Origin of the sequence: Streptomyces rectiverticillatus, assembly GCF_013394065.1 — a bacterium.
Taxonomy (GTDB): Bacteria; Actinomycetota; Actinomycetes; order Streptomycetales; family Streptomycetaceae; genus Streptomyces; species Streptomyces rectiverticillatus.
This window is the reverse complement of record NZ_CP040752.1, coordinates 4,494,654-4,508,224: the sequence shown is the minus strand read 5'-3', so window position 1 is coordinate 4,508,224 and position 13,571 is coordinate 4,494,654. Positions and strand designations below refer to the sequence as shown.

11 protein-coding genes and 1 pseudogene are annotated in these 13,571 nt (G+C 72.1%); 3 read left to right on the top strand and 9 right to left on the bottom strand.

The features are described from left to right. Window positions 1–42 precede the first annotated feature (42 nt). The 3 genes from FGW37_RS19740 to FGW37_RS19730 all read right to left on the bottom strand — a co-directional run bounded on the left by FGW37_RS19740 (window position 43) and on the right by FGW37_RS19730 (window position 3,849). Window positions 43–726: a LuxR C-terminal-related transcriptional regulator gene (locus FGW37_RS19740; protein WP_179082261.1), complete on the bottom strand. Its 684-nt coding sequence runs from the start codon at window positions 724–726 to the stop codon at window positions 43–45. Next, window positions 723–2,003, bottom strand: a complete 1,281-nt coding sequence (locus FGW37_RS19735; RefSeq protein WP_179082260.1) for an ATP-binding protein — start codon at window positions 2,001–2,003, stop codon at window positions 723–725. Before FGW37_RS19735 ends, FGW37_RS19740 begins: the two co-directional genes overlap by 4 nt. 130 nt (window positions 2,004–2,133) lie before the next feature. Then, window positions 2,134–3,849: a serine/threonine-protein kinase gene (locus FGW37_RS19730; protein WP_246430815.1), complete on the bottom strand. Its 1,716-nt coding sequence runs from the start codon at window positions 3,847–3,849 to the stop codon at window positions 2,134–2,136. A gap of 237 nt (window positions 3,850–4,086) precedes the next feature. Here FGW37_RS19730 and FGW37_RS19725 point away from each other — a divergent pair, with 237 nt between their 5' ends. Both FGW37_RS19725 and FGW37_RS19720 read left to right on the top strand, forming a co-directional pair. Beyond that, window positions 4,087–5,391 carry a PspC domain-containing protein gene (locus FGW37_RS19725; protein ID WP_179082258.1) on the top strand — a complete coding sequence of 435 codons (1,305 nt, stop codon included), beginning with the start codon at window positions 4,087–4,089 and terminating at the stop codon, window positions 5,389–5,391. After that, complete coding sequence (locus FGW37_RS19720; protein ID WP_179082257.1) at window positions 5,378–5,590, top strand: hypothetical protein; 213 nt, start codon at window positions 5,378–5,380, stop codon at window positions 5,588–5,590. The genes FGW37_RS19725 and FGW37_RS19720 overlap by 14 nt, the downstream gene beginning before the upstream one ends. A gap of 396 nt (window positions 5,591–5,986) precedes the next feature. Here FGW37_RS19720 and FGW37_RS19715 read toward each other — a convergent pair. From FGW37_RS19715 to guaA, 6 genes and pseudogenes are all read right to left on the bottom strand, one after another. Continuing rightward, a pseudogene (locus FGW37_RS19715) lies at window positions 5,987–6,457 on the bottom strand (DoxX family protein); the annotation flags it as partial. 155 nt (window positions 6,458–6,612) lie between these two features. After that, window positions 6,613–7,662: a L,D-transpeptidase gene (locus tag FGW37_RS19710; protein ID WP_179082255.1), complete on the bottom strand. Its 1,050-nt coding sequence runs from the start codon at window positions 7,660–7,662 to the stop codon at window positions 6,613–6,615. A gap of 223 nt (window positions 7,663–7,885) precedes the next feature. Next, window positions 7,886–8,692, bottom strand: a complete 807-nt coding sequence (locus FGW37_RS19705; RefSeq protein ID WP_179082254.1) for a class II aldolase/adducin family protein — start codon at window positions 8,690–8,692, stop codon at window positions 7,886–7,888. A gap of 71 nt (window positions 8,693–8,763) precedes the next feature. Then, on the bottom strand, window positions 8,764–9,675 hold the full coding sequence (locus FGW37_RS19700; RefSeq protein ID WP_179082253.1) for an alpha/beta fold hydrolase: 912 nt from the start codon (window positions 9,673–9,675) through the stop codon (window positions 8,764–8,766). Window positions 9,676–9,796: 121 nt separating this feature from the next. Next, window positions 9,797–10,381, bottom strand: a complete 585-nt coding sequence (locus FGW37_RS19695) for a Uma2 family endonuclease (RefSeq protein ID WP_179082252.1) — start codon at window positions 10,379–10,381, stop codon at window positions 9,797–9,799. Window positions 10,382–10,493: 112 nt separating this feature from the next. Next, complete coding sequence (guaA, locus tag FGW37_RS19690; RefSeq protein ID WP_179082251.1) at window positions 10,494–12,095, bottom strand: glutamine-hydrolyzing GMP synthase; 1,602 nt, start codon at window positions 12,093–12,095, stop codon at window positions 10,494–10,496. 329 nt (window positions 12,096–12,424) lie between these two features. On the opposite strand from guaA, the gene FGW37_RS19685 reads away from it, so the two are divergent. Beyond that, entirely contained in the window at window positions 12,425–12,772 is a 348-nt protein-coding gene (locus FGW37_RS19685; protein ID WP_179082250.1) for a chorismate mutase, read from the top strand. Window positions 12,773–13,571: the final 799 nt, after the last annotated feature.

The window sequence follows — 13,571 nt, the reverse complement described above, 5'->3', positions numbered from 1 at the left end:
GCCGGAAGGGCGGGGCTCCGCGACGGGGGACGGGCGGCCGGATCAGACCAGGCGCCGGGCCGTCGCCCACCGGGTCAGCTCGTGGCGGTTGGAGAGCTGGAGCTTGCGCAGCACCGCCGAGACGTGCGACTCGACCGTCTTCACCGAGATGAACAGCTGCTTGGCGATCTCCTTGTAGGCGTAGCCGCGGGCGATCAGGCGCAGCACCTCGCGCTCCCGCTGGGTGAGCCGGTCGAGGTCCTCGTCGACGGGCGGGGCGTCGGTGGAGGCGAAGGCGTCGAGGACGAAGCCGGCCAGCCGCGGGGAGAAGACGGCGTCGCCGTCCTTGACCCGGAAGACGGCGTCGATCAGATCCGCGCCGGTGATGGTCTTGGTGACGTAGCCGCGGGCGCCGCCGCGGATGACGCCGATGACGTCCTCCGCGGCGTCGGAGACGGACAGGGCCAGGAAGCGGACCGGGCGCTCGGCGTCGGCCATCAGGGGCGCGCAGCGGCGCAGCACCTCGACCCCGCCGCCGCCGGGGAGGTGGACGTCGAGCAGGACGACCTCGGGGCGGGTGGCGGTGATGACGGTGACCGCCTGGTCGACGTCGGCGGCCTCGCCGACGACCTCGACGCCCGTCCGGTCGGTGGCCCCGATCTCGGCCTGCACGCCCGTACGGAACATCCGGTGGTCGTCCACCAGCACGACCCGTGCGTGGCGCTGCACCGTCTCTTCGGTCGTCATGACGCGTTCTCCGCCCTCTCCATTTCCAGCTCCACTTCGGTTCCCCCACCGGGCACGGACCGCAGTCGCGCCGTGCCGCCGTTGCGCTGCATCCGGCCGATGATGGATTCGCGGACGCCCATGCGGTCGTCCGGCACCGCGTCCAGGTCGAAGCCGGGGCCGCGGTCGCGCACGGAGAGGAAGACCGTACGCCCCTCGACCTCGGCGTACACCTGGACGGCGCCGCCTTCGCCACCGTACTTGGCGGCGTTGACCATGGCCTCACGGGCGGCTTGCATCTGGGCGGCCAGGCGCTCGTCCAGCGGGCAGTCGCCGACGACGACCACCTCGATGGGCACGCCGTGGTGATCCTCGACCTCGGCCGCGGTGGCTTTGACGGCCTCGGCGAGGGTGTCGGGCTGCTCGGCCTCGTCCTTTCCGCGGCCCTCGGGCCGGTAGAGCCAGGCGCGCAGCTCGCGCTCCTGGGCCCGGGCCAGGCGGGCGACCTCGCGGGCGTCCTCGGCGTTGCGCTGGATCAGGGTGAGGGTGTGCAGGACGGAGTCGTGGACGTGGGCCGCGACCTCGGCGCGCTCCTGGGCCCGGATGCGCATCGTGCGCTCGGCGGAGAGGTCCTGGGTCATGCGGACGAGGGAGGGACCGGCCAGCAGCGCTATGCCGACCAGGACGGCCAGCGACGCCTGCAGGACGGTGCCCAGGTGCTCGGCGGAGCCCTGGAGGACGACGATGCCCGTGACGCCGGCGGCGGCGAGGGCCACGCCGGCCGCGCCGCGCGCGAACGGCAGGACCCGCTTGCTGCGGCCGACCTCCATCCAGTGGGCCCGGCGGGCATTGTCGGCCTGGCGCCAGACGAGGGCGACGCCCGCGCCGACGAGCAGCAGCGGCCAGATGTAGGCGTTGGCGCGGCCGAGGTGGAGGTTGTCCACGAAGATCGCGGCGGCGATGACCAGGGCGACGAGGGCGACGACCTGCCCGCGGTCGGGCTTGCGGGCGAAGAGGCGCCGGCGGTCGCCTGCGCCCGTCTCGGCGGGGACCGGGCGCGGGGCCTCGACGCCGCCCACGCCGAGCGGCACCACGAACCAGAACACCGCGTACAGCACGGCGCCCATGCCCTGGGCCATCAGCAGCGCGACGAAGACCAGGCGCACCCAGGAGACCGGCAGGCCCAGGTGCCCGGCGAGCCCGCGCGCGACACCGCCGAGCATGCGGCCCTCGGCGCTGCGGTAGAGCTTGCGCAGGGGTGGGCCGTCGGGGTGCTGCGGGCGGGCCGGGGCGGTCATGCACTGATCGTCACATGCCCGCGGGGGCTGCGGCATCAGGGTTCGCCCCTGACGGGACCCCTACTGGTGGCGGGACGCCTGCCGGCGGCGGGACGCCTGGTGATGACGGGACGCCGGGTGACGACGGGACTTACCGGGCGGCTGGCCGGAATCCTTCGCGCACCACGTCGAAGACCTGGCTGTGCTTGTGCCAGTCGGCCTTGGGCGCCGAGAGGTAGATCGCGTACTCCTTCTCGCCCGGGCGGCCGAACCCGAGGTCGGCGGCCCGGTACTCGCGCGCCCGGCCCTGCCACGTGAACTCCCAGATCGCCGCCGGCTGCCCGCGGTACTCCGTGCCCTGCATGCGCAGCTGGCGGTAGCCGGGCAGCTTGCCCTCCTTGACGGACTTCGTCTCGTCGTCCTTCCAGCGCCGGAGGGGGTCGCTGCTCGCGAGGTCGAAGACGGAGACCCTCAGGCCCACCAGTCCGCTCGGGTCGATGTAGAGGATCTCGTCGCTCTCCTTGAGCTTCCCGCGCTTCCAGCCGTCCGGTACGGGGAAGGAGACGCCGGCCGCCTTCTCCGTCACCAGGTGGTAGCCGCGCGGCGGGTCCGGCACCGGTGACGGGGCCGCGCTCTTCTTCTCGCTCGGGCTCGCAGAGGCTTCCCGGCCGGACGCGGCGCGGGGGGCGGGGTCGTCGCCCTCCTGCCCGGCGGTCAGGAAGTACGCGCCGGCCGCGATGCCGGCGACGGTGACGAGTGCCAGGGCGCTCCACAGGACGGGGCGGTGGCTGCGGCCGGTACGCGCGGTGCGGCCGGCGCGGGCGCTGCCCCCGGCCTTCGTGTCCGAGTCCGGGCCCGGGCCCGGGTGGGAGGCGGCAGGTGCTGCAGCCGTGGCCGCCGCAGTGGCCGTACCCGTGACATCGGTGGCTGCAGGGGCCGTCGCAGGCGCCGGGTCGGCGGTCTCCGCCGGTGCCGCCGACGAGGCCGGCGGGGTCGGCGCGGCCGGTGCCGTCGCCGCAGCCCGTCCGGCCGCCGTGGTGCCGCGGTCCGCCGCGTCGTCCCAGGGGCCGGGCGCGGGGGTGCTGCGCTGCTCCGCCGCGGGCAGGTAGGCGGTCTCCGACTCGGCCGCGGGCTCGCGCAGGATCTGCTCGGCCAGGTCGGCCGGGGGCCGTACGGCCGGGTCCTTCGCGAGCAGGGTCTCGATGAGGCGGGTGAGCGCGCCCGCGCGGCGCGGCGGCTCCAGGGGGTCCATGGCGATCGCGTAGGCCGTCTCGACGGCCGTGTCCTTGCGGAACGGCGGGCGGCCCTCCAGCGCCTGGTACAGCGTCGCGCCGAGGGCCCACAGGTCGGACGCGGGGCCGGGCTTGGCGCCCTTGACGCGCTCGGGCGCGATGTAGTCGATCGAGCCGACCATCTCGCCGGTCTTGGTGAGGGTGGAGGTGCCGGTGGACTGGGCGATGCCGAAGTCGGTGAGGACGACGCGGCCGTCGTGACCGAGCAGGACGTTGCCGGGCTTCACGTCGCGGTGCAGCACGCCTGCCGCGTGGGCCGCGCGCAGGGCGGCGATCATGCCGCGCCCGATGCGAGCGGCCTCGTCCGGGGTGACGGTCCCGTGCTTGAGGACGTCGCCGAGCGTTCTGGAGGGCACGTACTCCATGACGATGCAGGGCAGGCCCCGGTCGTCGACGACGTCGTGGACGACGACCACGTTGGGGTGGTTGATCCGGGCGGCGCTGCGGGCCTCGCGGCGGGTGCGCTCGTAGAGCGTGGCGAGCTCGTCGTCGTCCAGGTACGGCGAGACGTGGAGCTGCTTGAGCGCGACCTGACGGTCCAGCAGCTCGTCCTGGGCGCGCCAGACCGTGCCCATCCCGCCGCGGCCTATCCGGTCGACGAGGCGGTACCGCCCGGCGACCAGCCGACCGGTGTCCGGCCCCGGCCCGGACACCGCCTGTCCGGACACTGCCCCATCCACCCCGAAGCCCTCCGGTTCCCCTGCTGTGCTGTGTCGCGACACGATATACGGCACCTTCTCAGGGGCGATCTCAGGGAACGGCCAGGGTTGCCGGGTGTGCCACAAGCGCGTTCCGGTTGACACCATGTCCGTATGACCGACACACCCAACACCCAGGACGCGCATCAGGCGGGTCCGGTTCACGGTGATCCGCAGGATGCCCGGCCGCCGCTGCGGCGCAGCCGGGAGCACAAGGTGGTGTCCGGCGTGTGCGGCGGCCTCGGCCGCTTCTTCGACGTCGATCCCGTGATCTTCCGTGTGGTGCTCGGTGTGCTGTCGGTGGCCGGCGGCCTGGGGCTGATCGTCTACGGCTTCGCGTGGCTGCTGATCCCCCTGGAGGGGGAGGAGGAGAACGAGGCCCGGAGGATGCTCTCGGGCCGGGTCGAGGGCCCGGCGCTGACGGCGGTGCTGTGTGCGCTGGTGGGCTGCGGCCTGTTCCTGTCGATGCTCAACAACAGCGCGGTGATGTCGTTCGCGCTGATGCTGACCATAGTGATGGCCGGGGCGGCCTACTGGTCGTATCACCGGCACGAGCCCGAGGCCGAGGCGGCCGTCTCCGCGGCCCAGAAGACGCAGAAGGCGTCGGCGCCCCCGCCCGAGACCAAGGCCCCGCCCGCCCCGGGCGGCCCCTCCTGGTGGCGCGACCCGATCATCAAGGACGGCACGACGGGCCCGCTGGGCGCCGAGTCCGGCTACCTGTGGGGTCCGGACGACGAACCGCAGGACCGGCGGGAGCGGCCCCCTGCCCGGCCCCGCCCGGCGCGGACCGGCGCGCGGCTCGGCGGCTGGACGGCCCTGCTGGCCAACATCGCCTTCTTCCTCGGCACCGGCCTCACCTGGCAGGACCACCCGCTCGGCACCTGCCTACAGGTCGGCCTGGCCTGCGCGCTCGGCGTCTACGGCCTCGGCATCGCCGTCAGCTCCCGCTACGGGCGCACGGGCGGCGGCACGGTCGTCACCGCCGTCCTCACCGGCGCCCTTCTGGTGGGCGCGGCCGCCCTGCCCAAGTCAGTCTCCACCGACTGGACGCACACCACCTGGCGCCCGGACACCGTCGCCGCGGTGCGCGGGGAGTACCGGGTGGGCAGCGGCGTGGGCGTGCTCGACCTCACCGGCCTGCCCTGGCCGCGGGCCGGCGCCGTCGCCACCCGCGCGGAGGTGGGCGCGGGCCGGCTCAAGCTGGTCGTCCCGGAGGACGTCACGGCACGGATCACCCTGGACGTGGGCGTGGGCGACATCCGCCTGCCCGGCGAGGCGCGCGACGACGTCGACGTCCGGCCGGGGCAGAAGAAGCGGATGACGCTGGAGGCCCGGCCGGGGGAGCCGTCCCGCGGAACGCTGGAGATCGTGCTCAAGGTCGGTATCGGTCAGGTGGAGGTGGACCGTGCGTCGTCATGACTTCGAGCCGGGCAAGCTGGTCGTCGGGCTCGTCCTGCTGGGGTGCGCCGTCGCGTATCTGGGGGCGGCCCGGGGGGATCTGCACTTCCCTTCGTACGTGCTGCTGCCGGTGCTGGGGGCGGGCTTCTGCCTGGCGGGCGTGGTCTCGTCCGTGGCCTTCGCCGTCCGCCGGAGGAAGGGCGCGGGACGGGAGCGGTAGCCGCTGGCGCGTGCACCGGACCGCCCTGACGGGCGCGTGCACCGGACCGCCCTCACGGGCGCGGGCACGACGGCTCATCGCCCGGTACGCCCAGGGCCGGGCTGCGGGTTACTGCCGCCCGCGGCGGGCGCGCGCACCTGGCAGGTGCGGGCACATGGCGGGCTTCCCGCCTACGCCCAAGGCCCACCTGCAGGCTGCCGCCAGCTCCTACCGCCGGGCGGGCCCGCCCGGTGCCTTGCCGGACGTCGCCTTGCCTGCCGGCTTGGCGGTGGACTTCGAGGTGGACTTGGCGGAAGGCTTTGCAGACGGCTTTCCCGGGGACTTGGCGGACGGCTTTCCGGACGGCCTCGCGGGCGACTTCGCGCCCGCCCTGGCCCGCGGCTTCCGCGAGGGCTTGCGGGACGCCCGCCGCGGCCCCGCGTCCACCGACCACACCGGCGCCCCCGCCACCACCAGCGGCAGCCACGCCATCAGGTAGATCAGGTCGTTGCCGTAGAAGTAGGGCGTCGTCTGCCAGCTGACCGTCAGCCAGAGGCTGCCCGATATGAGCGCGCCGCCGGCCGCGGCGACGCGGGCGAATATGCCGAGGAGTGTCCCGACGCCCACCGCGAACTCGCCGAGGCCCATCGCATAGCCGAAGCCCTCGGGGTTCTTCAGGGCCAGGTCGACCAGGCCCGGGACGGCGGACGAGCCGCGGACCGTACGCATCAGCTCGCCGATCGAGCCGGGCCCGCTGTCCGCCAGGAAGCCGGAGTCCGTGATCTTGTCGAGGCCCGCGTAAATGAAGGTGATGCCGAGGAAGATGCGCAGCGGCAGCAGTGCGTACTGCGCGCTCTCCCCCTGCTTTCCGCGCCCGATGAAGCCCATGGCGTCCGCCGCCTCTCCGTTCCGTCCGTCCTGGTCGTCATCCGAACCATACGGACGGGAGGCGGAACGCGTTCAGCCCTGTGGATAAACCTCGGTACCGGGGACAGGATCCGAGGTCAGAGCCCCGAAGCGAGCCGCGGGACCGGGCTCCGTCATCAGGCCCCGGCACGGACGCCGAGGGCGCTGCCCTCCAGCCACTCCTGCCAGCTGATGTTCCAGTCGCCGTAGCCGTTGCCGAAACGGTCCATCGGCTTCGGCTTGGTGCTGCCGGTGACCTGGATGACGTCGCCCTTCATGCTCAGCCCGTACAGCCACTTGGCGTCTTCCGTCGACATGCCGATGCAGCCGTGGCTGACGTTCTCCTTGCCGAACGACTCGGCGTTGTCGGGAGCGGCGTGCACGTACTCGCCGCTGATCGTCTCGCGCATGCTGTAGTCGTACGACCCGTAGAAGCCGTCGGGGTGGTTGCGCGGGATGCCGATGGAGAGCGAGTCCATGACGACCCGGCCCTCCTTGGCGAGGATCGTCTTGACGCCCTCGCGCGTCCCGAAGCCCTTGCTCTCGTCGCCGCCGCTGATCGGGATCGTGCGCAGCGTCTTGCCGTTGCGGACGACGGTCAGCTTGCGGGCCTTGAGGTCGACGGTGCTGACCATCGAGTCGCCGACGGTGAAGGAGACCGTACGGTCGCCCGCGGCGGCCGTGCCCTCGGCGAGCTGCACGCCCGCCAGCCGGGCGTCCAGGGTGACCTTGGTCCCGGCGGGCCAGTATTTCTCGGGACGGAAGTGGACCCGGGTGTCACCCTTGGTCTCGTTCCAGTGCCAGGCGCCCGGGACCTTCGGCGAGGTGGAGACCTTCAACCGGCCCTCGATGCCCGCGCGCAGCTCCTTGGAGACCTTCTGCTGCTTGAAGACCAGGGCGACGGGCTGGCCGACGCCGACCTTCTCGCCGTTGGCGGGGGCTATCTCGGGCCGGACGGTGCGCGCAGCACCGGGCAGCATCTTCGCCGCCGGCGCGGGCTTCTCGGTCACGGGGCTCGCCGAGGGCGAGGGAGAGGCCGACGACGACGGCGAGGACTGCGAAGACTGCGAGGACGCCTTCCGGCCCGCCTTCTCCTCGGCCCCGGCACCGCCGCCGCATCCGGTGACGGCCAGGCCGGCGAGGGCCAGGGCGGCGGACAGCCCGACGCAACGGGAGAGGCGGCGCATGGTTCTCCTACCAGGTTCTGATCATCCGGGCTCGACGGCCCTCCGGGCATGCAGGAGCCGAGGCGGCTACGCCCCGGCTCCTGACCATCGTAAGCAGGGCGAATGCCCCGAAACGGCGCCCGGAAGGACGAGCGACCCCCGCCGACAGGAGGGGGTCGCGGCCTCTCCCCGGTCGCGGCCCCCTCTCCGGTGGCGGCCCCTCCCCGGCCGCGGCCCCTCCCGGTCAGCCCAGCAGCTCCGGCTCGCTCCGCGTGATCTGCTGGTACAGCGGCTGGTAGTTGATCCACGCCGCCAGGTCGTTGCCGAGCTGCTCGCGCGTGTGCCGGGCGCTCGCCTGGTCGATGAGGACGGGTTTCCCGGCCGCCTTCGCCGCGAGCTGCACCTGGCATGAGCGCTCCATGGTGATGAACCACCACGCGGCCGCGTCCACGGAGTCCCCCACGGTCAGCAGCCCGTGGTTACGCAGCACGACCGCCTTGTGCGGCCCGAGCGCCGTGGCGATCCGGCGCCCCTCCTCCTCGTCCACCACGACGCCCGTGTAGTCGTCGAAGAGGGAGACGTCTTCGTAGAAGGCGCAGGCGTCCTGAGTGATCGGCTCCAGCAGCTCCCCCAGCGCGGACAGCGCCCGGCCGTACGTGGAGTGGCTGTGCGCGGCGGCCACGACGTCGGGCCGGGCCTTGTGGACCTGCGAATGGATCGCGAACGCCGCCTGGTTGACGTGATACCGGCCCTCGACGACCTGCCCCTTGTGGTTCACGAGGATCAGATCGCTCACCGTGACGTGCTTGAACGACATCCCGAACGGATTGACCCAGAAGTGATCGGTGAACTCGGGGTCGCGCGCGGTGATGTGCCCCGCGACCCCCTCCTCGAACCCGAAGCGCCCGAAGAGCCGCAGCGCCGCCGCGAGCCGCTCCTTGCGGTGACGCCGCTCCTCCTCGACGCTGTCGTGCTTCGGCGGCATGGCGAAGTGCAGCTGATCGGTGGGGATCGGTTCCGGTTCCGGTTCCGGTGCTGTTGCCTGCGACATGGGCGGCGCTCCTCCGGTCGTTCCGTGACTACGACACGGAAGCTACCTCCGGGTACCCGCCGGGAACAGGCCTACGACGCGGCGGGCACCGCCGACGCGGCCGCCGCGTGCTCCAGGATCGCCTCCGCCAGCGGCCGCAGGCACTCGCGCGGCAGCGCGTGCCCCATACCCGGCATCGCCACCATGCGGGCGTTGCCGACCACTTGGGCGATGTGGCGGGGGTGGGGCGGCGGGAAGACGGGCTCGGCGGAGGCGTCGATCACCAGTGTGGGAACGGTGTTACGCGCCAGCTCCTCCGTACGTTCCATGCCGGAGTAATCGGCACGGCCGTGGGCGGTGGAGACGTCGTAACGCCCCGCGTGCTCGATGATCCGCCGTTCGCGCTCCCGCATCTCGTCGGCGTGGAAGGGGAGTTCCTCGCCGCTCAGAAGCCGCCAGTGCGCCACGCGCCGGTCCAGCTCGGCCTCCAGACCGTGGTCCTCCACGGGCTGCGCCCACATCTCCAGGACGCGCGGGTCGATGCCGGGCAGGTCGGCGGCGGCGGTTTCGGTGCCGTCGGCCTCGACGAGCGGCCGTCCGCTCAGCGCGCACGTGCCCAAGAGGGTCGCACTGAGGATGCGGTCCGGGTGGTCGGCCAGCAGCAGCTGCGCCAGCATGCCGCCGAGCGACAGCCCGACGACGTGGGCACGCGCGACGCCGTGCGCGTCCAGGACGGCGAGGGCGTCGTCCGCGAGATCGGTGATGCGGTAGGGCTGCTGGTCGTAGGACCAGGTGGAGCGGCCGGCGTCACGGTGGTCGTAACGGATCACGCGGTGGCGGACAGCGAGGGCGTCGGTGAACTCCTCGGGCCAGCCGAGGCCGGAGGCCTGCGCGCCCATGATGAGCAGCAGGGGCGGGGCATCGGCCGCGCCGCGCACTTCGGTCCAGAGCTGGGCGCCGGGGGCGACCTCGACGGTACGGGTACGGATTTCGGTTCGGGGCATGGCGGGTCCCTTCCTGGGGTTCGTGTGCGGGCGCACCTCAGGAGTGAAACGATACGTATCGTCTCGCTTTCGCGCCACTATTTTGGCGGAGCCTGGTTCGGCACCAGAGCTCCGCCGTCGGCTACAGCTCGTCGATCTCGGTGAGATCGACGTTGATATCGAAGGGCACAGCGATCTTGAGGGTGTCGCGGTATGTCCCGCTCGGCACGTAGGTGCGCGTGGCCTTGTCGAGTTCGAAGACATTAACGATGGGCCGCTGATCCACACTCGCCATCTCGACCAGCCAGAAGTGTGGAATACCTGCGGTGGCGTACTTATACGGCTTTGTGTCACGGTCCCGGGCCTCGGAGTCCGGGGAGACCACCTCGACGGCGAGCATCACGTCCCTGACCTGGTAGTACATCTGCTCGCGGTTCCGCGCGGCCGCGGCACGGATCACACAGATGTCCGGCTCCGGGCCGTTTCGCTTGTCGATGACGACCGTCATCTCGCGCCGCACTCGAAGTTCCGGAGGAACCGTCGCGCGAAGGCCCCGCTCAAGGAGGCACATGGCCAGCGAGTGGAAAGCTCGCTGCGGACTCACGAAAACCAGACTCCCGTCGATCAACTCCGTGTGCGGCGGGAGGTCGGGCAGCGTCAGCAGGTCATTCACGGTGTAACCGTCCTGCGGCGGCACCGGCCAGACGTGCGCGGGCTCAGCGGTCATAAGTCCTCCCATGGACGGGATTCTCGGCCGAACGGCCGGCGTACCCACCACAAACGCCGGTGCCGCCGCCCAAACGAATGAGCGGCGGCACCGGCGTTCGATCAGGGGAGGATTACTCCCACTCGATGGTGCCCGGCGGCTTGCTGGTCACGTCCAGCACCACGCGGTTCACATCGGCGACCTCGTTCGTGATGCGGGTCGAGATGCGGGCCAGCACCTCGTACGGCATACGGGTCCAGTCGGCCGTCATGGCGTCCTCGGAGGAGACGGGGCGCAGCACGATCGGGTGGCCGTACGTGCGGCCGTCGCCCTGGACGCCGACCGAGCGGACGTCGGCCAGGAGCACGACCGGGCACTGCCAGATCTCGCGGTCCAGACCGGCGGCGGTGAGCTCCTCGCGGGCGATGGCGTCGGCCTCGCGCAGCAGGTCCAGGCGCTCCTTGGTGACCTCGCCGACGATACGGATGCCGAGGCCCGGGCCCGGGAAGGGCTGGCGCTGGACGATCTCCTCCGGCAGGCCGAGCTCCTGGCCGACCATGCGGACCTCGTCCTTGAAGAGCTGGCGGAGCGGCTCGACGAGCTCGAACTCCAGGTCCTCGGGGAGGCCGCCCACGTTGTGGTGGGACTTGATGTTGGCGGTGCCGGTGCCGCCGCCGGACTCGACCACGTCGGGGTAGAGGGTGCCCTGGACCAGGAAGGCGACGGCCTCGCCGCCGGCGCCGGCCTCGGCCACGATCTCGGCCTGGGCCTGCTCGAAGACGCGGATGAACTCACGGCCGATGATCTTGCGCTTGGTCTCCGGGTCGGAGACGCCGGCCAGGGCGTTCAGGAAGCGCTCCTGCGCGTCGACGACCTTGAGCTGGACGCCCGTCGCGGCGACGAAGTCCTTCTCGACCTGCTCGGTCTCGCCCTTGCGCATCAGGCCGTGGTCGACGTACACGCAGGTCAGCTGGGAGCCGATGGCCTTCTGGACGAGGGCCGCGGCGACCGCGGAGTCCACGCCGCCGGACAGGCCGCAGATGGCGCGCTTGCTGCCGACCTGCTCGCGGATGGCGGCGATCTGCTCCTCGATCACGTTGCCCGTGGTCCAGGTGGGCTCGATGCCCGCGCCGCGGTAGAGGAAGTGCTCCAGGACCAGCTGGCCGTGCGTGGAGTGCATGACCTCGGGGTGGTACTGGACGCCGTAGAGCTGCTTCTCGTCGTTCTCGAAGGCGGCGACCGGCACGACGTCCGTGGAGGCGGTGACGGTGAAGCCCTCGGGCGCGGCCGAGCAGGCGTCGCCGTGCGACATCCACACCGACTGCTCCGCCGGGGTGCCCTCGAAGAGGGTCGAGCCGGTCTTGGAGACGTGCAGGGGGGTGCGGCCGTACTCGCGCGCGCCGGTGTTGTCGACGGTGCCGCCGAGCGTGGTGGCCATCAGCTGGAAGCCGTAGCACATGCCGAAGACGGGGACGCCGGACTCGAAGAGGCCGCGGGCGTCGTCGAGGCGGGGGGCGCCTTCCTCGTACACGGACGAGGGGCCGCCGGAGAGGATGATCGCCTTCGGCTTCTTGGCGAGCATCTCGGCCACGGGCATCGTGCTGGGCACGATCTCGCTGTAGACCCGCGCCTCACGGACTCGGCGGGCGATGAGCTGGGCGTACTGCGCGCCGAAGTCGACAACGAGCACCGGCTCCGCGGTGTTGTCGTGGGCGGCGGGGGGTGCTGCTGACACGGGAGCGGCCTTCCGGCGGTGGAGGAGGGGGTCTGTATTTGTCGATTCTACCGGGGCGCCGGTGCTTGCTTTTGTCTCACCATCCGAAACCGGACCGGACCGGCGCTGGCCCCGACGGTGCCCGCGGGCCATACTGTCCCCCATGCGCAAGCACCAGACCTTCGTCTTTACCTATGGCAACCGGCCCGTCCGGCTGCCATGGTCGTGCTGCTTGAGCAACTGACAAGCGACTTCGACAGGCGCCCCGGGCCGACAAGGCCCGGGGCGCCTGTCGTTTTTCCCGGGTCCTGTCGCTCCGGGGGCCGCCGCCCTTTTTTGGAGGATCAGACATGAGCACCCCCGCCGCCACCGCGACCCGCCCGACCGCCACCGCAGCCCACCCCACCGCCACCGCAGCCCGACCCGCGGCCGAGACCGGCGCCCGCACCGACGAGGCCGTCGGCGTGATCACCGGCGCCCGGCAGCGGATCGACGATCTCGACGGCAGGATCATCGGCCTCATCCAGGAACGGATGGCCGTCTCCGCCGTGATCCAGCACGAACGCATCGCCTCCGGCGGGCGCCGGGTGAACCTCTCCCGCGAGATGGAGATCATCGGCCACTACAGCGACCAGCTCGGCAAGCCGGGCACCACGCTCGCCATGACGCTGCTGGAGCTGTGCCGGGGCCGCATCTGACTCCCCTCCGCCTCCCCTCCGCCCCCTGGGGATGTGTGCAGGTGCCGCATGCGGGTTCGGGCCGACGGGCTGTCACGTCACCCGGACGGCGCGTGACCGCACGGCGGCCCGTTTCGTTGAGCCGGGTGCCCGCGCCATCCAGGAGCGGCCCACCTGAAATCCACGCGTGGCTTCCGCCCCTGTTCACCTGGGCGCCCGGCACCGACAGGGCGGATCCACCGGAGTGTGAGACGTGCGAGTGCGCGCGTCGTGGGACCTCACTCCGGTGCCGGTGACCGGTCAGCAGGGGACAGCAGCCCGGTTGCCACCGAAAAGACGGTCGGTTCCGGGGACGCCTGGAACCGACCGTATCCGGTCGAAACGGTTGCGCCGGGTCCGGCCCATCCCGCACGATGCCAAGAGAGCACCAACCTCCTGGTCCCGAACCGCCATTGGTCGAACCAGTGAGGCCGTACGCCCGCTCCACCCGTACGCCCGCACCACATCCCATGACGCGCACCACCACATCCCATGACCCGCGGCGCTCCCCCCGGCGCCGCTCCGCGGCACCGACCTCGCCCTGACCTCGGTGCCGGCAGTCAAGGGCCCCGAGGCCGCCCGCACGCCCCCGCGGAGGCGGCCCGGGGCCCTTCGCCGTTTTCGCGGCAGCCGTTTGCGCGGCAGCCGCTTCCGCAGCAGGCACGTCCGCGGCACCGACCGGCCGACAATCGTCTGTGACGTCGGTCACCCGCCCACCCTCGGCAACCGGGCCGTGACAGCTCCCCCTACGATGCTCATGTACGTGCCGACCAGCACGGCC